This window comes from Rickettsiales bacterium, from assembly GCA_025210695.1.
GTDB lineage: Bacteria > Pseudomonadota > Alphaproteobacteria > Rickettsiales > CANDYO01 > CANDYO01.
Genome location: JAOARE010000018.1, coordinates 23,646 through 45,827 on the forward strand (window position 1 = coordinate 23,646; position 22,182 = coordinate 45,827).

The 22,182-nt window shown below is 32.8% G+C and carries 19 protein-coding genes, 1 tRNA gene and 1 pseudogene; 9 read left to right on the forward strand and 12 right to left on the reverse strand.

Features of this window, described 5'->3' with window-relative positions; genetic code table 11:
• The first annotated feature begins 6 nt into the window (after positions 1-6).
• The 7 genes from lpdA (at position 7) to N4A31_02675 (ending at position 6,436) form a co-directional block, all read left to right on the forward strand.
• Complete coding sequence (gene lpdA, locus N4A31_02645; GenBank protein MCT4635132.1) at positions 7-1,410, forward strand: dihydrolipoyl dehydrogenase; 1,404 nt, start codon at positions 7-9, stop codon at positions 1,408-1,410.
• A 179-nt stretch (positions 1,411-1,589) separates the two neighbouring features.
• Positions 1,590-2,726 carry a hypothetical protein gene (locus N4A31_02650; GenBank protein MCT4635133.1) on the forward strand — a complete coding sequence of 379 codons (1,137 nt, stop codon included), beginning with the start codon at positions 1,590-1,592 and terminating at the stop codon, positions 2,724-2,726.
• Positions 2,727-2,762: 36 nt separating this feature from the next.
• Complete coding sequence (locus tag N4A31_02655) at positions 2,763-3,461, forward strand: outer membrane beta-barrel protein (protein ID MCT4635134.1); 699 nt, start codon at positions 2,763-2,765, stop codon at positions 3,459-3,461.
• A 1-nt stretch (position 3,462) separates the two neighbouring features.
• The gene (locus N4A31_02660) at positions 3,463-4,590 is read left to right on the forward strand and encodes a hypothetical protein (GenBank protein MCT4635135.1); all 1,128 of its coding nucleotides are present in this window, start codon (positions 3,463-3,465) and stop codon (positions 4,588-4,590) included.
• A 119-nt stretch (positions 4,591-4,709) separates the two neighbouring features.
• Complete coding sequence (gene ruvA, locus N4A31_02665; protein MCT4635136.1) at positions 4,710-5,318, forward strand: Holliday junction branch migration protein RuvA; 609 nt, start codon at positions 4,710-4,712, stop codon at positions 5,316-5,318.
• Positions 5,315-6,292 (forward strand): Holliday junction branch migration DNA helicase RuvB, encoded by a 978-nt coding sequence (gene ruvB / locus N4A31_02670; GenBank protein ID MCT4635137.1) that lies wholly within the window; start codon positions 5,315-5,317, stop codon positions 6,290-6,292. Before ruvA ends, ruvB begins: the two co-directional genes overlap by 4 nt.
• A 58-nt stretch (positions 6,293-6,350) precedes the next feature.
• A tRNA-Leu gene (locus N4A31_02675) sits at positions 6,351-6,436 on the forward strand.
• Positions 6,437-6,655: 219 nt separating this feature from the next.
• On the opposite strand, the gene N4A31_02680 is transcribed toward N4A31_02675, so the two are convergent.
• The 12 genes and pseudogenes from N4A31_02680 to lon form a co-directional block, all read right to left on the reverse strand.
• Complete coding sequence (locus tag N4A31_02680) at positions 6,656-7,057, reverse strand: hypothetical protein (GenBank protein MCT4635138.1); 402 nt, start codon at positions 7,055-7,057, stop codon at positions 6,656-6,658.
• Positions 7,047-7,466: a DUF2155 domain-containing protein gene (locus N4A31_02685; GenBank protein ID MCT4635139.1), complete on the reverse strand. Its 420-nt coding sequence runs from the start codon at positions 7,464-7,466 to the stop codon at positions 7,047-7,049. The genes N4A31_02680 and N4A31_02685 overlap by 11 nt, the downstream gene beginning before the upstream one ends.
• On the reverse strand, positions 7,459-8,109 hold the full coding sequence (locus N4A31_02690; GenBank protein ID MCT4635140.1) for an HAD-IA family hydrolase: 651 nt from the start codon (positions 8,107-8,109) through the stop codon (positions 7,459-7,461). The genes N4A31_02685 and N4A31_02690 overlap by 8 nt, the downstream gene beginning before the upstream one ends.
• On the reverse strand, positions 8,102-9,508 hold the full coding sequence (locus N4A31_02695; GenBank protein ID MCT4635141.1) for a sigma-54 dependent transcriptional regulator: 1,407 nt from the start codon (positions 9,506-9,508) through the stop codon (positions 8,102-8,104). The genes N4A31_02690 and N4A31_02695 overlap by 8 nt, the downstream gene beginning before the upstream one ends.
• Entirely contained in the window at positions 9,508-11,697 is a 2,190-nt protein-coding gene (locus tag N4A31_02700; protein MCT4635142.1) for a PAS domain-containing sensor histidine kinase, read from the reverse strand. Before N4A31_02700 ends, N4A31_02695 begins: the two co-directional genes overlap by 1 nt.
• A gap of 77 nt (positions 11,698-11,774) precedes the next feature.
• Positions 11,775-13,046 (reverse strand): serine hydroxymethyltransferase, encoded by a 1,272-nt coding sequence (locus N4A31_02705; GenBank protein ID MCT4635143.1) that lies wholly within the window; start codon positions 13,044-13,046, stop codon positions 11,775-11,777.
• A gap of 12 nt (positions 13,047-13,058) precedes the next feature.
• Positions 13,059-13,466: pseudogene (gene rpiB, locus N4A31_02710) on the reverse strand (ribose 5-phosphate isomerase B).
• 58 nt (positions 13,467-13,524) lie between these two features.
• Entirely contained in the window at positions 13,525-13,761 is a 237-nt protein-coding gene (locus tag N4A31_02715; GenBank protein ID MCT4635144.1) for a hypothetical protein, read from the reverse strand.
• Positions 13,762-13,803: 42 nt separating this feature from the next.
• Positions 13,804-14,871 carry a hypothetical protein gene (locus N4A31_02720; protein ID MCT4635145.1) on the reverse strand — a complete coding sequence of 356 codons (1,068 nt, stop codon included), beginning with the start codon at positions 14,869-14,871 and terminating at the stop codon, positions 13,804-13,806.
• 56 nt (positions 14,872-14,927) lie between these two features.
• Positions 14,928-15,545 carry a zinc-ribbon domain-containing protein gene (locus tag N4A31_02725; GenBank protein ID MCT4635146.1) on the reverse strand — a complete coding sequence of 206 codons (618 nt, stop codon included), beginning with the start codon at positions 15,543-15,545 and terminating at the stop codon, positions 14,928-14,930.
• Positions 15,546-15,639: 94 nt separating this feature from the next.
• Positions 15,640-15,912 carry an HU family DNA-binding protein gene (locus N4A31_02730; GenBank protein MCT4635147.1) on the reverse strand — a complete coding sequence of 91 codons (273 nt, stop codon included), beginning with the start codon at positions 15,910-15,912 and terminating at the stop codon, positions 15,640-15,642.
• Between the two features lie 143 nt (positions 15,913-16,055).
• Positions 16,056-18,467, reverse strand: coding sequence for an endopeptidase La (lon, locus tag N4A31_02735; protein ID MCT4635148.1), 2,412 nt, complete (start codon positions 18,465-18,467; stop codon positions 16,056-16,058).
• Positions 18,468-18,639: 172 nt separating this feature from the next.
• Here lon and N4A31_02740 point away from each other — a divergent pair, with 172 nt between their 5' ends.
• The gene (locus N4A31_02740; GenBank protein MCT4635149.1) at positions 18,640-20,781 is read left to right on the forward strand and encodes a hypothetical protein; all 2,142 of its coding nucleotides are present in this window, start codon (positions 18,640-18,642) and stop codon (positions 20,779-20,781) included.
• Between the two features lie 50 nt (positions 20,782-20,831).
• The gene (ispG, locus tag N4A31_02745) at positions 20,832-22,091 is read left to right on the forward strand and encodes a flavodoxin-dependent (E)-4-hydroxy-3-methylbut-2-enyl-diphosphate synthase (GenBank protein ID MCT4635150.1); all 1,260 of its coding nucleotides are present in this window, start codon (positions 20,832-20,834) and stop codon (positions 22,089-22,091) included.
• Positions 22,092-22,182 lie beyond the last annotated feature (91 nt).

Here is a 22,182-nt window from a genome sequence, read left to right on the forward strand (position 1 = left end):
TATAAAATGACAGAACAGTTTGATGTAGTGATAATTGGTGGTGGTCCAGGTGGATATGTAGGGGCAATTAGAGCTGCTCAGCTTGGAATGAAAGTGGCTTGCGTGGAAAAGCGTGGTGCTTTAGGTGGAACATGTCTTAACGTGGGATGTATTCCTTCAAAAGCTCTGCTTTATTCTTCTGAGTTATATGAAAAAGCCAATCATGAATATGCGAATCATGGAATAAAATTATCTAAAGTGGAATTAGATTTATCTGCAATGATGAAGCATAAGGAAGATATCACTTTAGGTCTTAATAAAGGAATTGAAGGGTTATTTAAAAAGAATAAGGTAACTTATTTTAAAGGTGAGGCTTCATTTATTGATGTTAACAACATTAAAGTTAAACTAGACAAAGAAGAACAACAAATTTCGGCTAAGAATATAATTATCGCTACAGGATCTGAAGTGATGAATCTTCCTGGTATTGAAATTGATGAAGAAAAAATAGTTTCTTCAACAGGGGCTTTATCATTAAAGTCAGTTCCTAAGAAAATGGTTGTTATAGGTGGTGGAGTTATTGGTTTAGAACTAGGTTCAGTATGGCGTAGATTAGGTGCTGAAGTTACCGTTATTGAATATTTAGATCATATCCTGCCTGGCACTGATGCAGAAATAGTAAAACAATTCCAAAAATCTATGGAAAAGCAAGGTATCAAGTTTCTGCTTGGTCAGAAAGTGTTATCTGCTAAAAAAGATTCTAAGGGAGTTAAAATCTCTATGGAATCAGTTGCTGATAAAGCAAAACAAGAAATGGATGCTGATGTGGTATTGGTTTCTATTGGTAGAAGACCTTACACGGATAATTTAGCCCTAGAAAACACAGGAGTTAAATTAGATGAGAGGGGTAGAATTCCAGTGAATAAGAATCTTCAAACTTCTGTTAGTCATATTTATGCAATTGGTGATGTTATTGCAGGGCCAATGCTTGCGCATAAAGCGGAAGAAGAGGGTGTGGCTGCAGTAGAAATAATTGCAGGACAAGCAGGTCATGTTAATTATGATGTGATTCCTGGAGTTATTTATACCAATCCAGAAGTGGCAACAGTTGGAAAAACTGAAGAAGAAGTTAAAGCATCTGGAATTCCCTATAAAGTTGGAAAATTCCCATTCATGGCAAATTCCAGAGCAAGAGCAATTGGCGTTAGTGAAGGCTTGGTGAAAGTTATTGCTCGCAGTGATAATGATGAAATCCTTGGCTGCCATATTATATCCCCGGAAGCTGGCACTATAATTTCAGAAATAGTGGTGGCAATGGAATATAAAGCAGCATCAGAAGATGTTGCAAGAACTGTTCATGCTCATCCAACATTAAATGAATCGGTTAAAGAAGCGGCTCTTGCTGTTCTTGGTCGTGCTATTCATATGTAATTCATTTAAATATATATTCACACTAACAACTGATTAATTTTAGCTGTTAGTGTGGTGCTATACTAAAATGTTCAAACATTAAAGTCCCGTTCAATTAACAATTGCAACCTTTGTTAAGATATGCTACTTTTTTTCTGCGTTTTATTTTTCAAGTCAAATTTAAGGAGTATATTTATAACATGTCAGCCACTAATCAGAATGTTAAACAGGCACTTGCAGAACTAGCTAATTTGCAAGATAAGCTAACAAATTTAAATTTAGAAGCAGATAATTTAGAAAAATCATTAGCTGGGTATAAAGATAAATTTGTTATATCAGAAGCAAATATTCCAGGTAATTTGGATTATTTAAACAAAGTGTTATTTAGGTTCTTTGAAAGTAATAATATTAAAGATATTTATGAGTTAGTTGATTCTAAACCTGATTTGTTATCAAAAGCAATTGACTTTATTAAGCCATCTCCAAACACTAGAGATCCTTTAAAAGGTGAAGCATATCGTTCTTTAAAAAAAGCTAAAAATAATCTTGATGAATATGATAATTTTCGCACAGAAACTGGTGATGGAAGCAAAGCTAAGGATGGATTTAAGAATTATGTTGAGAAAGTACAACTAATTACTAAGCTTGAGAAATCTTATCAAGATTTAATGACTCACACAGGAAATATAGATTTAGATGCAAATAATTTGCCTAAAACTGTGGATGGAGTGAAAGCCGTCCAATTAGCTATAGCAGCTCCTGCCGGTAAAGAAGGTGATGAATTTGTTGATGAGAATGGTAGTAATGATATAGATGAAAATGGAAATTTTGAAGTGGGTAGTCAGGCATATTTTGCTAAGATGTATAAAATTGCGCGTGATAATGCCACTGGAGATATTTCTCAAAGAAAGCTTCATTGTTATAGAGATGTGATGGAATATCGAGTGAAATATTATGAATGTTCTAATAGTAAGCAAGATTCAACCAATATAGATTTAAAATGTGATCCTATACATGATCAATATGAAATTTCTAAGGCTAATTGTGAGAGTCATTTTCCAATGGTTACACTTTCAGATACAGTGATAGATGATATGTTGATTAGGGTGGAAAAGATGCATATGAACTCGGACCTTAAGATAATTATGGGTAGCGCTTTTAGCGCTATAATAGATTATGAAGAATTACAAAATGTTTTAAAAATTGCCTCTCCTGAAGAAATTCAAGGTTTAGGATATAAGGTGAATGTAGGTGCTAATGGTGAAACTTTAACACAATCTGCTGAAAAACTATTAGGAGTGACAATTCCTGCTATTGAGTGTGGAGATTCCTGCTAAGTAAATATTACTAATATGAAAGATAGGGTGAATTAAATGTTTTTAAATATAACTATAGATAAAAAAGCTATTATTATATTAGCGGCTTCGGTATTTATGTGTAATTTTGCTAATGCAAAAAGTTGTGATAAAAAATCTCCCTTTTATGCAAGAATAGATGCTGGTTTGTCTCAACCAAGTGAGAAGTTAGATAATAACAATACATATTATAATCAAAAACTTCTTAGGTCAGAATTTTATGGAGCTGGTATTGGTTATATTTTTAATAAAAATATTAGAAGTGATTTAACCCTTACTGGTAGAACCAATTATAAATTTTCATTTGATGGGAGCTATGATGGAGATAATATTACTGCTAATCAACAGATTAGCAGCACAACATTAATGCTAAATACTTATTATAATGCACCAGTTAATGAGATTTTTTCACCATATGTGAATGTGGGTTTAGGATTATCTAGAATATCAATGGGGGATTATTCTTCTAATTATAATGCTGGAGATTTTACTGTTTCTTCTGGTTCAAACAGTAACTATGACTTAGCTTGGAATGTTGGTTTTGGCCTTCAATCAAAGCTAACTAATGATTTTTCTTTTGATACTTTCTTCAGGTTTATAGATTTAGGTAAAACAAAAACACAATCTATGACGGTAAGTAATAGTACACCTGACACTGTGTCACCATTTTTATTGCAAAGCTATGAAACAGGAATAAGTTTAATATATAGGTTTTAAAATGTCTCATCCAAAATATGAAAAACAAAAAAGAGAAAAGGCAGCAGAACAAAAAAAGTTGCAAGATGAAGAACAAAGAAAGTTACAAGAAGCAGAGCAGAGAAAGAAGAAAGATCTGCAAGATGTAGAGCATCAGCAAAAATTAAAAGATGTGGAGCATCAGAAGTCTCAGCAAGATTTAGAGCATAAGCAAAAGCTGCTAGAAGTGGAACAACAGAAAAAACAGCTAGATCTAGATTATAATCAAAAATTACAAGAAGCTACTAAACAACAAGCTTCTCAATCGTTAGATTATGATAAGATTTCAAATATGGTGGCAAAAAAATTAGAAGGCAAAGCCGCTCAGTCTCCTCAAGCAACTGCTGCTGACATAGATTATGAAAAACTATCTGATATGGTGGCTAAGAAAGTTGAAGGTAAAGGAGCTCAAGGTCCAATGGATTATAATAAGCTTGCTGAAGTAATATCTCAAAATACCAAAAATTCTCAAGTAGAAACAGCTTCAATAGATTACGCTAAATTAGCTGGAATGATTTCTAAGAACCAAGAGAAGACGACTTTTAATCAAGGTATTAACACAGAAGTAAAAGATAAATGCAAGCTATATATGAATGAAGTAGAAGATTCATTAAAGGGAATTGAGTTACTATCATATAAAAATGATAAAAAGACTGAAGAAATAAAAGAAACAGCGAAGTTACTTTATACTTTATATCAACAGCTTTATAATATGCAGGATTCATATTTTACTTTTGATGGATCTATTGAAGCATATGATTATAAGGCTGAAGTTATAAAAAAGAGTAATAATAAACTATATACTCTATTATCTAAGACTGTAAATGATCTTTCAACGGTGAATGTTAAAAATGCAGATGTAGCTGATGATATTAGCAATGCTATCAGAGAAGTCAAGCAGCTAGCCCCCAAAGAACTTTCTGATGTTTTTAATCAGATGTATGTTTTTATTAAAGATCACTCAGAAATGTCTGATATTTTTAAAGGTTATTGTAGCGCTTGTGGAAGCGAAGAAAATTTAGGTGGTAATGACCAATTAATGCTATTCCCTTTTTGTAGTGCACATATAATGGTAGGTGTTGAAGCTATTGCTGCTGAAAGTGAATTTTAGATTTTTATATTTAAATATACAGATTTTTTAGTGACATCTAACTCCATTGTTTAGAAACAATATATTTGCTTATTCTCCTGTATTACACTAGAATCTATCAATAATATAAGAGCAGATATATGATTGGCAAATTAAAAGGAATATTAGATGAGATAGAGGAATCTAGAGTGATACTTGATGTATCTGGTGTGGGATATGTCGTCTATTGCTCAGATAAAACTTTGTCTTGCCTCCCAGGCTTGGGTGAAGCAGCTTCTTTTTTAATTAATATGCATGTGAAGGAAGATGATATTAGTTTATTTGGATTTATAGAGCGTGCAGAGCAAGAATGGTTTGATAATATAATAACTGTTCAAGGAATTGGCCCTAAGCTTGCTTTGGTTATTTTATCCAGTTTAGATCCAGCTCAGTTAATAAATTCAATTATAGATCGTAAGGTAGAAGATTTTAAGCATATTGCTGGTGTTGGCCCTAAGCTTGCTGAGCGTATTTTTACAGAGTTAAGTAGGAAAGCTAATTTATATATTGCTAAATATCCTAACATGTCCTCTAAAGCTCCTGTGTCTAATCAAGCTGAAAGTTATATTAATGATGCATTGTCAGCATTAACCAGCTTAGGGTATTCAAGAAATGAAGCATATAATATATGTAAAAATATAACTCAAGAAAAACCAGATATTAGCATTAATGAACTTATTAGATCTGCATTAAAAGAGTTATCATCATGAGTAACAATGAACTACTAGATCCAGAAATAAAAGAAGATGGCGATAATAAATTACGTCCTTTAAGTTTTAATGAGTTTATAGGACAAAATAAACTTAAAGAGAATGCTCAGATTTATGTCAAATCTGCTATAAAACGCGAAGATTCATTAGACCATGTTTTGTTATATGGTCCTCCGGGTTTGGGTAAAACCACTTTAGCGCAAATTATTGCCAATGAAATGGGTAGTAGTTTTAAATCCACAGCTGGTCCTATTCTAGCTAAGTCTGGTGACTTAGCTGCCATTTTAACCAGCCTTAATGAAAATGATGTGTTGTTTATTGATGAAATTCATCGTCTTAATACTAGTGTTGAAGAAATTCTTTATTCAGCTATGGAGGACTTTAATTTGGATATAGTGATAGGCGAGGGGCCTTCTGCTCGTAGCATCAAGATAGATCTTCCAAAATTTACTCTTGTTGGAGCCACCACCAGAATTGGTTTAATTTCTAATCCTCTGCGTGATAGATTTGGTATTCCTTTCCGCTTAGAGTTTTATGAACCAGAAGATTTAGAGAAAATTATAATGCGTGCTTCATCAATTATTAAGGTTGATATCAATAAGGAAGGAGCAGGTGTTATTGCAAGGCGTTGTAGAGGAACTCCAAGAATAGCGCTGAGAATCCTTAAACGTGTGAGAGACTATGCTTTAGTTTATAATTATAATGTTATAAATGATAAGATTACAGATATTGCTTTAAATGAAATGGATGTGGATCATTTAGGTTTAGATAGTGGTGATAGAAAATATTTAAGCTTCATTGCAGATAATTATGCTGGTGGTCCGGTAGGAATTGAAACTATTTCCGCTGGTCTTGCCGAACAGAAAGACAATATTGAAGAAACTATTGAGCCATTTCTAATTCAATTAGGGCTTATTCAGCGCACTCCAAGAGGAAGAATGCTAACAGCTCAAGCTTTTGAACATATATCTTGAATTTATTACTTGGATTATTTAGATAACTTTGCTATAAACTCTATGACTATATTGTTTTGCGGTCGTGGCGGAATGGTAGACGCGCAGCGTTGAGGTCGCTGTCCTCGCAAGGGGGTGGAAGTTCAAATCTTCTCGACCGCACCATAATATTAGATATCTGACATTTTTGTGTAATCCATCTAGAAACTACTATTGCGCTAGAAGAGAAAGAGTTGTGATTAGAATCTGGGACATAACTTTCAATATATACTAAGCTTTCATCATCTGATCTCGCAGTTCCTCGGAGTTCATAAACTAATGTAAGATTATAATGGCTTCCATTTTACCAATAATGCATTATCAAATATTTCTCAATTAATTTTTTTAGCAGTCAAGATGATCAACAAACTTTATAATTGGATTGAGCTGATCACATAACCAATCAGCACGATCTTCTTCATTTACAACACCTGATATCTCATAACCAGAACATGTAATATTACTATTAGGATAATGTTGTACTAGTCTTTCTAATAAAGTGTTCGCTGATTTAATAAGGTTTTTAATTTTATTAACATAGCTGTGCTGAGAGGGGGCAACTTCACAACTATGAGTGACATTATAATTATTCCATCCATTATTATAATTACAATGAGCAAAACATATTGTTACGTAAGGAATTTCTATTGTTGGATAATTCTCAAGTTCTTTTAGATCATCTAAAGAGATTGTTTCTTTATTTTGGCTGTTTGGACAGCTATCTTCTTCTATTATATTAATTGTCATGGCAGTTGATAGCTATCACGTCATATATGGGGTGCTCCATTGTAGATATGGCTGGACTGCTAGAAAACATCCATCCTTCAAAGATATTTTCATACTCTTTTGTTCCAATTTTTTTCTCTGAGATATTCAGTAGAATTTTGTTTTCAGATAAATCATAAGGAGAAGCTTTCCAACAAGAGAGCACTTTTATTTTTATTGGTCCAAAGCTATTTTCTTCGTTAACTTTAATGTCCATATATTTTGTTTTAGCAGTAATTTTGTTGAGAATTTGTATGGTGGCATATTGTTTGTTGTTGGCAAATTCTTCTTCAAAAGTTGTGTTTTGAATTACTTCTTCTTGTTGTTCTTCATTTGCTATAGAAAGGGAAGACAAAAATATTAGTAGGGTAGTAAATAAAATTCTAAACATATAAGTCCTTTAATATTCTCAGTAGTTCTGCATGGTTACGAACAGTGAAGTAAAATTTACTAGTATCTTGGAGATTTAGGTTTCCAAACAGAACAGCCTTACATCCTAAATTCTCTGCAGTTTTTAGATCAACTAAGCTGTCTCCAATAAGCCAGACATTACTATAATCAGTTATGTTTGCATTTTGCAATGAAATTTTTGCTGGAAGGGGGGATGGTTTGTCTTTTTCTGAATCTCCTGAGCCAATTATCTGATTAAAATAATCTTTCCATAGAAATTTTTCAGTAACTTCATAACGTAGTCTTGGAGCGTTTTTATTACTAACTATAGCAGTATATACATTATTCTTGCGTAATATTTTTAGCACATCTTCTGAATGTTCTAAAGTTTCTAGATCTTTTGCATATTCTATATAGTTACTATAATAAACATCTCTTGCTTCTTTCACATTATCAGCAAATATACTATAAAAATAATCTCTTAAGGATAGATTAATATCAATATTTTTTAATTTTATTATTTCCTCAGATAGTCCAAAATGATTAAATGTGGCTGTTAGAGCTTTATTAATAATGGGTCTAGCATTCACTAATGTATCATCAAAATCAAAAATTATTGCAGATGGTTTTCTATGTTTATTCATCATTATTTCCAATTTCCAGGCTTTTTAATTTGCGGTGTAGGGCTGATCGCTCCATACCTATAAAATTTGCCATTTTTGTAATGTTTGAATCAAATCTTGTTAATTGAGTTAATAAATACTGTCTTTCAAAAGCTTCTCGAGCGTCTCTAAGTGGCATATCAATAGAGTTATTAGTGGAGGTGCTGCTGCTGGGGGTGTTTTCCATGGCACTAGAAGAGGAGTTGTTCATTAACTCAGGAGGTAACATATCAGAAGTTATTAGTTCATTGGGATTAGAGTCTGACATAATAAGTAACCACTCAATAACATTACGTAATTGACGGATATTTCCTGGCCAGTTGTAATTTTGTAAAGTTAAAATGGTTTCAGTTGCAAGTTTACGCAGAGGAAATCCCGAATATTGATAAAAATAATGCAAGAAGAATTCACTTAAAAGCTGAATATCATCTTTTCTTTCTGATAAAGGTGGGACGTTTACTTCAATAACATTTAATCTATAGAATAAATCTTCTCTGAATTTTCCTTGAGAGATTTCTTTTTTTAAATCTTTACTTGTGGAAGAAATAATTCTCACATCAAGCTTAACCATATTCTTACTACCATTTCTAGCAAAATTATTTGTTTGCAGGAAATTCAGTATTTTACTTTGTGCGTTTATTGGCAAATCAGCTACTTCATCTATAAATAAAGTTCCCATATGAGCCAATTCAAGAACTCCCACTTTGCGTGGTTGAGAAAAAACATCTTTACTTTCTTCACCAAATAATTCAAGATGTGCTCTTTCTTCAGACATACCTGCCGCAGAAAAAACTATAAATGGTTGTGATTTACGTTTAGATTTCTCATGTAATAACTTTGCTACCAATTTTTTCCCACTTCCATGTGGTCCAGTAATTAGTACTCTACTTGATGTAGGAGCAATTTTAAGAATGGATTGTTTTAGTGAGGTCATTACTGAGGAGTTTCCTATTAGTTTTTGAGACTCAATAGCATACATTCTTAGAGCATCATTCTCTTTTTGTAGTTTTGCAACTTCACATGCTCTTTTAATAGTAATGAGTAATTTATCCTCAGTGAAGGGTTTTTCTATATAGTCATATGCTCCCATTTTAATAGCATTTACAGCTGTTTCTATGTTTCCATGACCACTTATGACAATTACTGGAAGGTATGGATATTTTTTTTTGATTATTTCTAATATTCCAAGTCCATCAAGTTCGCTGCCCTGTAGCCAAACGTCCAAAATAACCACAGTTGGAACTTTATCATCTAACATGGACAATGATTCTAGATCCGTTGATGCCACCCTGGTTTCATATTTTTCATCTTGCAATACATCGCAAATAAGGTTGCAAATATCTTCTTCATCATCTACTACTAAAACGTTGTAAGTCATAATTATCCTTTATTTGTTTCTTTAAAAGTTAGTTTAATGGTTGCGCCTTCATCATTATTGGCCAATGATAGATCAATTTTATGCTCATCTAATATCTTTTTAACAATTGCTAGCCCTAATCCAGTTCCTGTTGCTTTACTTGTTAAATAAGGCTCTGTTAATCGATCAAATAATTCACTTGGGAATCCACCGCCATTATCTATAACTTCAAGTTCAATAAAATTATCTCTTTTTAAGAGGATAACTTTTATTATTCCGTTATTAGAATTAGGTCCTTCTTCAATGGCTTCTTCAGCGTTTTTAAGTAGATTTAATAATACTTGACTTATTTGACGAGTATCACAATTTACCATGGCCGGATCTATATTAATTTCAGTGACGTATTGAATATTCTTGTCTAAGCATTTTCTTGAAAAAATGGCTTCTCTAATTAATTGAGATATGTTTACAGCCTCAAAACTAGGTGTAGGCATTCTAGCAAACTGAACAAATTCTTCTACCATTGTACCAATATCTTTTACATGTTTAACTATTATATCGATGTATTTATCAAAGTTTTTTATATCGCTAACCTCTCCTGAGTATTTCTTTTTCAGTCTTTCTGCTGCTAAGTGAATAGGTGTGAGAGGATTTTTTATTTCATGGGCAATTTTTCTTGCAACGTCTGACCATGCTGCACTTCTTTGTGCCAAAACTAAAGTTGTTATATCGTCAAAAGTGACAATATAGCCCTCTGTTTTTCCTAAGAATTTCTCAGTCATGATTCTAACAGCTAAAATAGAGCTACGAGTTCCTCTATTAATTACAATTTCTTTCTTCACTTCATGACCAATAAATTCTTGTGCATGAGGTAAAAGAGTAGCAATTTCAGGGCATAATTTATCAAATGATTGATCGGTTAAATCTATGTTTTTATCAAGAGATAATATATTTATAGCAGTAGGATTGATCGCTGAAATTTGTTTCTCTAGGTCTAGCGCGACAACACCTGCTGACACACCAGATAAAACAGTTTCGCTAAAGTGATGTTTAGCTTGGATTTCATGATTGGCTTCTATAAGTTTTTCTCTTTGGTTTCCAAGCTCTAAAGCCATTATGTTAAATGCTCTAGCTAAAGCTGATATTTCATCAGTTTTGTTAGATATGTTGACGTCTATATTAAAGTTTCCTTCTGTTATTTGTTCAGTAGCAGCCACTAATCTATTTAAAGGTTTTATTAAGGCGGAGGATAATATTATACCAAGCCATATTGCAGCAAAAAGTAATAATAGAGATACCACTATAAATATAATTAGAAACTGAATTTGTAAATTGGAGATCTTTCCACGCAAACGTTCATATTCACTGGCTGCTCCTCTGGTATTAATCATATGTTCTAGAACTTGATTGTCAACAACTCTACCAATAAGTAAATACACGTCATTTAAAAAGTCTAGCTGTACCAGAGCTCTTACTTTATTATCTTCATCAGCTTTCATAACCACCACATTATTTGCTTCTGCTTCTTCTATGGAATTATCTGGTAAATCGTTAAATGGAATAGTAAAATTATAATTACTTTGGGCTATAATTTTATTTTCGTCTAATTTAAATACAACTGCTTCCACAAGATTCTTATCTTCAGCTTGTTTGTTTAAATATCCTTCAAGTTGTTCTGTATTATAAAAATTATATTCGGCAAGATAATCTATATCTTGAGACATTATTCTAACATCAGATTCAATTAATTGTAATTGCACATCAAAATATGATCCAGCAACCACTACTGATTCATTAATAGCAGTGCTAACTCTTTGATCAAACCAAGATTGAATTCCAAAATTAAAGAATATGGTGGAGAAAACTGTAACAACAATGGTTGGTACTGCAGCTATCAAGCAGAACATAAAAATAATTCTGTTTTGCAGTTTTCCAGACTGATGTTTACTTTTATGCCAAAGACGGAATAATTTTCTTACTACCAAAATTGCTAGAGATAAAATTAAAATTAAGTTTATTACAATTAATATGATTATAGTGGATGGGTTCTGAATAGCAGATAATTGACTTTTAGTTAATTCATTATAGGTAAAAAATACGCTCACCATCACAGCCATTAATAAAATAACTGTGTGGTAACGCATTAGTTTTAAGGGATTGATCTTATGTAAATACCTTTTGCACGTTTCTAAATTCATCTTTTTATGTGGCATTTTTAGAAATACTGTAGTAATTCTACAACATAAAAAACTATATTACCACAATAAGATAAATAATATTTTAAAACTTTCTAAGTATATATAGGGAATTCTTTGCAAAGCTTAGCAACTTGAGCTGCAGTATTTTTAACCACTTGTCTCAAGTTATCTTCATTATTTAAAGCTATTGCATCTAAAACATCAGCTATTAAATTACCAATTAGTTTGAATTCCTTTTCTTTAAATCCACGGGTAGTACCAGCAGGGGATCCAACTCTGATTCCTGAAGTCACCATTGGTTTTTCTTTATCAAAAGGAATGGAGTTCTTATTGCAAGTTAGCCCTGCTTCTTCGAGGTTTTTTTCTGCTATATTCCCAGTAATATTTTTTGGACTTAGATCTATAAGAAGTAAGTGGGTATCTGTTCCTCCAGTAACCACACCAAAGCCTCTTTCTAAGATAACTTCTCCCATGATTTTTGCATTTTTTATTACGTCTTTAATATAAGTTTTATATTCATCAGAGAGTGCTTCCTTAAATGCTACTGCTTTTCCTGCAATTGCGTGAAGGAGCGGTCCACCTTGCAGACCAGGGAATAGGGCGGAATTAATTTTCTTAGATATTGATTCATCATTAGTTAGTACCATTCCACCACGAGAGCCACGTAGGGTTTTATGAGTGGTTGTGGTGACAACGTCAGCATAATTTAGTGGATTATCATGTTCTCCAACGGCTACTAATCCAGCAAAATGGGCCATATCAACCCAGAAATAAGCTCCAACCTCATCTGCTATTGCTCTAAATTTAGCAAAATCAATTACTCTAGGATAGGCAGATCCACCAGCAATAATTATTTTTGGTTTGTGTTCTAATGCTAAAGACCTTACTTGATCAAAATCTATTAAAGAATCTTCTCTACCTACCCCATATTGAATGGCTTCAAACCATTTACCAGACATGTTAGGGGCCGCTCCATGGGTCAAATGACCACCGGCAGCAAGAGACATTCCCAGAATCTTATCGCCAGGCTTTACAAGAGCTAACATAACTGCTTGGTTAGCTTGAGATCCTGAATGTGGTTGAACATTAGCAAAATTACAGTTAAATAGTTTCTTTGCTCTTTCAATGGCTAAAGATTCTATTTCATCAACAAATTCACATCCTCCATAGTAACGTCTTCCAGGGTATCCTTCAGCATATTTATTAGTGAGAATGCTTCCTTGAGCTTCAAGCACTGCTTTACTCACTATGTTTTCAGATGCGATTAATTCAATTTGATTCTGTTGGCGATGTAATTCTTTATCAATTGATTGTTTAATATCATTGTCAGTATCGTTTAGGTTGTTGCTAAAAAATTTATTCATTTGGATATTCTCCTTTAATTTGTCAACTCTAATTTGGTGATGCCCAGCTTTGAACTTTGTGTTCAAAAAAACTTTCAAGCACTTTATAGCTGTATTTTGATCTATAATTCTAGCCCCAAGCACTAAAACATTCGCATCGTTATGTTCTCTAGCAAGCTTTGCCATTTCAGGATCATTACATAAGGCAGCCCTAATATGAGAAAACCTATTGGCAGCAATAGACATGCCTATTCCACTACCACAAATTAATATAGCCTTATCTGTTATTTTTAATGCTAATTTATAAGCATAATCAGGATAATCTACAGCATTTGTGTTATTGCAGCCCAAATCAATAAATTCTTGATTATTGTCTTTTAAGAATTGAGTTATAACTTGTTTTAACTCAAAACCTGCATGATCAGAAGCGATTAATAACATTTACTTATATTAATTATATAATTGAAAGAATTCATTATATTCAGATGATTAAATTGATTCAAGGCTTAAATGATGGAATTGATTTGCTAGTGATAGAATATATACCAGCTAAAAAAGTTATTACAACCAATGTGCTGATTACTATAGTTGTAGTGGTTGCTTTTGGAAACTCGTGTTCAGTATGATTATAAAGAGTGTTATTAAAATTATTTATCTCAAGTATATCTCCTCTTAATTGTGGATTAATTGTTAAAGTAGAGTTATTAGGTAATGCATCCATAGAGTCTTGGTCCATTTTACACTCATTATTATAAAATTAATTATTTCTTACTATCAATTAATTATACCATTGGAAAAATTCATTGTCATATAATGAAATGCCTACCATAAGAATAGTGGCGACAAACAACATTTCTACAGGAAGATCATTAGGAAGAATTTGATCTGAAATAAATTGCTCTTCATCTGGAAAGATATAAGATATGTCTTCATCTTCCTCCTCTATATTAAAGAGGTGAGTATTCATTGCATGATGGATTATTAAGTTATAATGATTTCCGGTGAAGCTTAAGTGAATGGAAGGAGCGTGTTCATTCTCTGCATTGTTTACTATTATTGGTGCACCAGGGCCATGTATAATAATTTCTATATCTAAAACTCTACTCATAACCGATAACTCAACATCTCTTCCCCAATTTCCACTTGTCAGAATGGTTTCAATATATTGATTTACAGCTCCATTTTGTCTCATTGAGTCTAATACAGGGGTTCCTGAGTTATATAATAGAATATATGGTTTTATAATATTATAGATCTCTAGGTTTAATCCAGCTAAGTCTTCAAGGTTTTCAATAGTTATAGGAAAGTTGGCTATAAGATTTATTAATTGTTGTTCTATTGCATGCGTATATTCATTATGTTCTCCGCCAGTTGAGTTGATTATTCTGTCATATACCATTTCTCTTAAAGTTGATAAATCTGGTGTATCATCTCTTCCTAATCTTCTATATCCTTCTAGAACTGAGTTATACATACAATTTCCATCTGGAGGAATAAATAATATTTGTTCCTCTAAGAATGAGGAATCTATGTTTTGTGATTGATGTTGCGTTAAGAGATTATATATATCTGGAGATTCTTTTGCATAATCTAAGGCGCTGCGTCCATCTGGGAGAGTTGAATGTACACTTGCGCCGGCGTTTATAATAACTTTGACAATATCAATATTTTTTGATTGTATGGCTCTGAACAGAGGAGTGACCCCTGCCATTACGGCATTATCTATGGATAATTTACGCTGATGGAATTTTTCTACTACTGCAATTATTTCTTTTATGTTCTTTGACCATATTGCAGCATGCAAATTAGATGAAAGCGATTGTAGTAATTCTAGTAAATTTTTCACTATGTACCCATGTATTAATTACAGTTTATAACAAAATTTAAGTATAGGGAGTTTGGTTATTGTGAGCCAAGTAATAATTCTAACTTATTGCCTATATCAATTTGAAGATATTTAACAGGCTTTCTGACATTGTTAATTTTATATGTAACTGGTAGTTTTGTATTAGGTTTTAAAATATATTGATCACGGGATACAGTGGAAGTAAAAACAATTTTTTTATTTTTATCAAGCAGAGTATATCTTATATTAGGAACTTTCTTGTTTTCTAAAGAGTCATTGATTAAGATTCCATTGATGATTATATCCGTATAATCAATTTTATAAGTAAAGTCTTTTAACTTTATACCAGAGTTGTCGTATACAGAAAAACTATTATAAATAGCTTCAAGAGGCTTGTATTTTATTAGATCTCTTGAGAAAAAAAGAAAAGAGATAACTGTTATTGAAGCAATTAATAATAATATAGAAATAAGTTTTAAAGAATAATTTTCCGGTTCTTTTCTTAAATTTTTCTTTTTAGGTAGAGGAATTTGAGGGATTTTCTGAGACTCACTTAAAGGAAGAGCCATCCAATTATGAGAGCATTTAGCGCATTTTACTATACGCCCCGAAGAACCAATTATTTTTTCTGCAATAGAATAAACAGCATTACATTTTTCACAAGTGATGCGCATGGAATAAATTTCTCTTCATAATACTTCAAAGAAAAAAAAGGGTGACTTATTTAGTACAAGCCACCTTTTTAAAAATAGCAGATTTAATTAAATACTAATTAACTGCGTCTTTTAAGCTTTTTCCAGCTTTAAATTTAGGCTGAGTAGAAGCTGAGATGTTAATTTCAGCACCAGTGCGTGGGTTACGACCAGTTGTTGCTTTTCTTTTTACTGCATGGAATGTACCAAAACCAACTAATCTAACATCATCGTCGCTTTTAAGAGCTTTTGATACAGCGAGCATGAATGCATCTAAGCTTTTTTCACAACAAACTTTTGATTGAGATGATAATTCTGCCATCATGGCTACTAATTCTTTTTTATTCACAGTGATACCCTTTTATTATAAAGTTAACGTTATAGAACAAACAATATATTATTTATTCAAGATTAAGCTAGGTTAATTAAGACCTATAAAAAGATACAATTTACCAGCACTAACTACTATAGTTCCCTACTTTGAATTATATGTCAATGCGTTACAACGCTGATATCTGTATTTTCTTGAAGAAAACTTGTTTTTTGGTCACTATCAACCCATACTACGGGGGTTAAAGGTTTAATTAGCGCTGTTTTTAATACTTCTTCGGCTGTAGAAACAAAAATTATTTTTAAGTTTTTGGTTACATTTTTAGGAATATCAGCCAAATCTTTCTCATTTTCTGATGGAAGAATAACGGTTTCTATGCCTCCTCTTAATGCAGCGAGTAATTTTTCTTTTAATCCTCCAATAGGTAATACTCTACCTCTTAAAGTTATTTCTCCGGTCATTGCTACAGATTTTTTAATTGCAACTCCAGTCATGATAGATACTATAGCAGTGAACATAGCAATTCCAGCAGAGGGACCGTCTTTAGGTACTGCTCCTTCTGGAACGTGGATATGAGTATCATATTTTTGGTAAAAAGGTGGAATAACTCCATATTCTTTGCTTTGTGATTTAAAGTAACTGAAAGCAGCTTGGGCAGATTCTTGCATTACCTCTCCAAGCTTACCTGTTGTTTTTATTAATCCTTTTCCAGGAACATTAACAGCTTCTATTAATAATAGTTCTCCACCAACTTCTGTATAAGCAAGGCCTGTTACCACGCCAACAGCATTATCATTTTCAGCTTTACCAAAGTTGTATTTTTTAGTTCCACAGAATTTATCTAAATTATCCTTAGTAAGAATAGTAGAGTTTTCCTTTCCTTCTATTATAGATTTAACCATTTTACGAGAAATTTTAGCTATTTCTTTTTCTAGGCTTCGAACTCCAGCTTCTCTTGTGTAATAACGAATTATATCTCTAAGGGTTTCTTCTTCGATATCTAATTCTTTGACTTTAAGACCATGATCTTTCTTTTGTTTTGGAACTAAATATTTTGAAGCAATATTTACTTTTTCATCTTCAGTATATCCAGAGAGCTTAATTATTTCCATTCTATCTAGCAGTGGACGAGGTATGTTCTGCACATTATTAGCTGTAGCCACAAATAATACATTAGATAGATCAAATTCTATCTCCATATAATGATCAACAAATTTATTATTTTGTTCTGGGTCTAATACTTCGAGCAAAGCAGAAGATGGATCTCCACGATAATCGCTTCCAAGCTTATCAATTTCATCAAGCAAAAATACAGGATTCATTGATTTTGCTTTTTTCATTAATTGTATGATCTTTCCTGGCATTGCTCCAATATAAGTACGGCGATGTCCACGGATTTCTGCTTCGTCACGCATTCCTCCCATGGCAAAACGAATAAAGTTACGTTCAGTTGCGTCAGCTATTGATTTTGCTAAAGATGTTTTTCCAACTCCCGGAGGACCAACTAAACAAATAATAGGGCCTTTTAAAGAATTGGTTCTTTTTTGAACAGCTAAATATTCTAAGATTCGTTCTTTAACTTTTTCTAATCCATAATGATCATCATTTAAAACTTTATTTGCATGGACTAAATCATTTTTTACTTTGTTTTTCTTGCCCCATGGCAGTGCTAATACAGTGTCTATATAATTTCGTACAATAGATGCTTCAGCTGAAATACTATTCATAGACTTAAGTTTTTTTAACTCAGACTTAAGTTTATCAGTAGCTTCTTTAGATAATTTAGTTTTTGCTATTTTATCTTCAATTTCTTCAAATTCAGTTTTACCTTTTTCATTTTCGGTCAATTCTTTTTGTATGGCTTTCATTTGTTCATTTAGATAATAGTCTTTTTGAACTTTCTCCATTTGCTTTTTAATTCTACTACGAATTTTTTTCTCTGTATTAAGGATGCTAATTTCGTTGTCTAAAGCTAAGATGATTCTATCTATTCTTTTAGTAGTGCTAACTATGCTTAAAATTTCTTGTTTTAATTCATTATCTATAAGCATATGACTTGCTATGCTATCTGATAAAATTGCAGGATCTTTTATTTCAGATAAAGCGTTAATAACCTCAGGATTGATTTTTTTATTCAATTGAGCATATTCAGAAAAATTATCAAAAACTGTTCTAGATAAAGCTTCTAGTTGGATATCATTAGATTCTTTCTGGGTTTTTAAGAAGGTTACTTCGCTAGATAAACATTCTGGGGTAGTAAAAACTTTTTTTATAACTACTCTTTCTTTTGCTTCAACAAGAATTTTAATGGTCCCATCAGGTAATTTTAATAATTGTAGAATATTTCCAACAACCCCAATATTATAAATATCTTGTTCATCAGGGTTGTTGTTATTGGAGTCTTTCTGGGTGACAAAAACAACTTGTTGATTTTGCGCTACTGCATTTTCTATTGCAAGGATAGATTTATTTCTGCCAACAAAAAGAGGAGATACCATCCCAGGGAACATTACGATGTCTCTTAGTGGGACTAATGGTAAAACTAATTTATTCTTTTTTGTTTTTGTGGCCATGGATCAAGTTACCTTATATTTTAGTGTTTTATTGGTAGGAATAAATATAATCTCTTAAGAGCTAATATTCAAGGGATGAAAGGAAGTTATATTTTATATTATGAAGTTAATTATTTATTAATGATAGCTGTTGTATCATATTTATAATTCAATATATATAGGTATATTTATCATGAAACATTTTAATAAAGAACAGTTAGAAACAGTACTTAGAGTATATGCAAAAACAGGTGATTATCAGTCTATGTTAGATTTGTTATCAAGTCATCCTGAAATAGATGTTAATTCTAAAGATACTAAACATGAAAAAAATGCCTTAGAGATACTTTTAGATGGTGAGGAGACGGTAGAGAGAAATCAAACTATTTTATTATTATCAGATAAATATGGAGCTAAAGGGCTTACTAAAGAAAAACATAATGAATTATCTAAAGGATTTTTAGAGGATGATGACGAACTATATTTTGATGCACCAGAATCTCCAAGTAGAAGCAATTCTCCGCTCAGTTCTATAGAGCAAAAAGGTGAGGGGCGTGGAAGTCCAAATTCAGTTGCCGTAAATATGGATGCTATATTAGGAGAGAGTGAGAAGACAACTGATAAAAAAACTACAAGCAAAATGTTAGGTCAAGAAGCTCTAAAAGAATATGAATCTAGGATTAGTAGTAGAACTAGCACTCCTTTATCATCTGGTGAAGAAGCTCTAAAAGAATATGAATCTAGGGTTAGTAGTGGAACTAGCACTCCTTTGCCAACTGCTGAAGAAGCAAAAGAAGAGGAGTTGGTTGTAGAAGAGCAGCCTAAGAAAAAGGAAATAGAAAGAATTGACTTAACTGGGCATGAAGAATTCACTCCAGAACAAATTATAGAAAGGGACTTAATAGCCAAGGCAGCTTTGCAAGGAGATTTAACAATAGCATCTGATATGGTCAATAGAGTTATAGATTCTAATTCCCAAGGGGCAGAAACAGCAGTAAAGAATGGATTTTCTGAGATGATCACTGTGTTTCCAGAGGTTCATAGCCAAGCGGATGAACCTAGAAATGCTGCTTTTATAGTATATAACAATCTTAAGAAACAATTTAATTCTATAGATCGTATGACAAATGACTCTCGTGAAATTACTGATGTAATCAGTAGAAAGGACTTTCAAAAAAGTAGAAAAAGATTGCCCAACATGGTTTTAGATGATTATTTAAAGCGAGCCCAAGGAATTTTAAGAGAAGAATTGCCTGCTAAAGTAGAAGAAGCTAGGGTTGAGTATGAAAAGGAAAAAGATAAAGTCACTGCCATTACACAGAAATTCACTGAAACGGTTAATCTTATAACGGATAGGATTGATTTAAGTGATTATAAAACTCCTAAATTAGACCATTATTCAGCTGAGTTAAAAGATATAGTTGTGAATGCTATGGGTGAAAATAAGCAAAAATTTGCTACCAGTAAGGCTGAAGATAAAACTACAACTGCAATGAAAACAACTAAAAATATTTCAGATTTTGATGCAAAAAAGAATGTAGTTAGAGAATTACCAGCCTTATCTAGGGAAGCTCAAGACGCTATATCAAGTTATCATGCTAAATATTCCAAAGAGAAAGAAGCTCAATTAAAAATGGCGAGTATTGAAGATCGTGATAGAATTATGGAAGAGGTAGCTAGTGAATATCAAAAAGATCTTAAGTTTAAAAAAGAGGATTTTATGGATCAAAATAAAATTTATGAACTTACTGATGATCTTACCTATTCTGAAGCTTTTAAGAAAGTATTTGCGTTGCAACAAACCTCTCAAGAGTCTCAAAAATTAGTAAGGTTCTCTGAAGGAAAAAAGCAAGAAGCACAAGATGTGATAGAAGAAATACAAGCTGATCTCGTTCCTATGGCTGTTAAGTTGCATCAGTTAAATGATCAGCTTGAGCCAGATGATAGGATGGATCCTAAGAATCTCAATGCCTATATAAATGCAGCACTTGTGGCTCAATTAAATCAACACTTGCCCGAGAGAGAATCAGATCCAACTTTAAAAAATAAATTTTCAAAAATTATAGATCATCCTGCTAATAAAGAAGCACTTCAACTAACAGAAGATGAATTGCAAAGAGTTGCTGATCCTAAAGAAGAAATGAAAAAGCTTTTAGAGCAAGTAGGATTAAAGCCACAAATTTTAGAGAAGGCTGCTCCAAATCAAGAACAAGATGCAGTGAAAAAACTAGGAGCTGCAATGTTGGGTGTAGGAATGGAGGAAGGAGGCCCTATGAAAAGAGTTAATCCTTTTGCAGCAGGAAAATCAAACCTTAAAAGTTTATCTAGGCAGTAGTAATTTTTTATCATATATTATCTATTATATAAATTAATGAAAGGTTTTTTATGTCTGATATTGATGATTTAATCCAGAAAATAGATATTGAAGAAAGTGCTAAAATAGCTCGCCATAAGACTTACAAGGTGAAAGTGGGTAATAGTTATATTGGCGGAGATGCGCCTATATTAATTCAGTCCATGACTAATACAGACACTGCGGATGCTATAGGTACTGCCAAGCAGGTGATTGAGCTATATAATGCAGGGTCTGAGGTGGTTAGAATCACGGTTAATAATGAGCAGGCAGCAAAATCAGTTGCAGAAATTAAGAATATTATCTTAAAAGAAGGTTACGATATACCCTTAGTTGGTTGTTTTCATTATAACGGACATTCTTTGCTTGCAGAATATCCTGATTGTGCAGAAGCTCTTGATAAATATAGAATTAACCCAGGAAATGTTGGCTTTGGCCAGAAGAGAGATAAGCAATATGAGCAGATGGTCAATATTGCTCTTGATAGGAATAAGCCCATCCGGATAGGAGTTAATTGGGGAAGTTTAGATCAAGCTTTACTGGCAGAATTGATGGATGATAATAATAAAAAATCATCTCCTAAAACCGCTACAGAAGTGTTATATGATGCATTGGTGTTGTCATGCTTGATAAGTGCTAAAAAGGCAGAAAATTTAGGGATGAGTAAGGACAAGATAATATTGTCATGCAAAACTAGCCGCATACCAGATCTTGTAACTGTTTATCAAGCTCTAGCTAAACATAGTGACTATGCTCTTCATTTAGGTTTAACTGAAGCTGGTATGGGGATGAAAGGAACGGTGGCCACATCTAGCGCATTGGCTATTTTATTATCGCAAGGCATTGGTGATACCATTCGTGCATCTATTACTCCAAATCCAGGGGGAAGCCGCACAGAGGAGGTTAAGCTTTGTAAGTCTCTTCTGCAGTCACTAAATTTTCGCCAATTCGCTCCGGAAGTTTCTGCTTGTCCTGGTTGTGGTAGAACCACTAGCAGCTATTTTCAGACCCTTTCTCAGGATATAGATAAATTTATTCAAGATAATATGAGTGATTGGAAGACTATGTACCCAGGGGTAGAAAGTTTGAAAATTGCAGTAATGGGTTGCATTGTTAATGGTCCTGGTGAGAGCAAACATGCAGACATCGGCATTAGTTTACCTGGCACAGGAGAGGAAAAAATAGCCCCGGTGTTTATTGATGGGAAGAAATCTCACACTCTTAGGGGAGACACAATAACTCAAGATTTCACAAGAATTCTTACGGAATATATTGAGAAAAGATTCGGTTAGAATGGTGAATTAGATCTGACTATTTTATTTATAGATTCCTACGATATGATGAGGGATGGATATTCCCCTAGATTCCTTCGTCATTGCGAGG

Excerpts from the sequence above, each read along its gene's own strand:
- lpdA (MCT4635132.1), top strand. The coding sequence starts at position 7 with ATGACAGAACAGTTTGATGTAGTGATAATTGGTGGTGGTCCAGGTGGA.
- N4A31_02650 (MCT4635133.1), top strand. The coding sequence starts at position 1,590 with ATGTCAGCCACTAATCAGAATGTTAAACAGGCACTTGCAGAACTAGCT.
- N4A31_02655 (MCT4635134.1), top strand. The coding sequence starts at position 2,763 with ATGTTTTTAAATATAACTATAGATAAAAAAGCTATTATTATATTAGCG.
- N4A31_02660 (MCT4635135.1), top strand. The coding sequence starts at position 3,463 with ATGTCTCATCCAAAATATGAAAAACAAAAAAGAGAAAAGGCAGCAGAA.
- ruvA (MCT4635136.1), top strand. The coding sequence starts at position 4,710 with ATGATTGGCAAATTAAAAGGAATATTAGATGAGATAGAGGAATCTAGA.
- ruvB (MCT4635137.1), top strand. The coding sequence starts at position 5,315 with ATGAGTAACAATGAACTACTAGATCCAGAAATAAAAGAAGATGGCGAT.
- N4A31_02680 (MCT4635138.1), bottom strand. The coding sequence starts at position 7,057 with ATGACAATTAATATAATAGAAGAAGATAGCTGTCCAAACAGCCAAAAT.
- N4A31_02685 (MCT4635139.1), bottom strand. The coding sequence starts at position 7,466 with ATGTTTAGAATTTTATTTACTACCCTACTAATATTTTTGTCTTCCCTT.
- N4A31_02690 (MCT4635140.1), bottom strand. The coding sequence starts at position 8,109 with ATGAATAAACATAGAAAACCATCTGCAATAATTTTTGATTTTGATGAT.
- N4A31_02700 (MCT4635142.1), bottom strand. The coding sequence starts at position 11,697 with ATGCCACATAAAAAGATGAATTTAGAAACGTGCAAAAGGTATTTACAT.
- N4A31_02705 (MCT4635143.1), bottom strand. The coding sequence starts at position 13,046 with ATGAATAAATTTTTTAGCAACAACCTAAACGATACTGACAATGATATT.
- N4A31_02715 (MCT4635144.1), bottom strand. The coding sequence starts at position 13,761 with ATGGACCAAGACTCTATGGATGCATTACCTAATAACTCTACTTTAACA.
- N4A31_02725 (MCT4635146.1), bottom strand. The coding sequence starts at position 15,545 with ATGCGCATCACTTGTGAAAAATGTAATGCTGTTTATTCTATTGCAGAA.
- lon (MCT4635148.1), bottom strand. The coding sequence starts at position 18,467 with ATGGCCACAAAAACAAAAAAGAATAAATTAGTTTTACCATTAGTCCCA.
- N4A31_02740 (MCT4635149.1), top strand. The coding sequence starts at position 18,640 with ATGAAACATTTTAATAAAGAACAGTTAGAAACAGTACTTAGAGTATAT.
- ispG (MCT4635150.1), top strand. The coding sequence starts at position 20,832 with ATGTCTGATATTGATGATTTAATCCAGAAAATAGATATTGAAGAAAGT.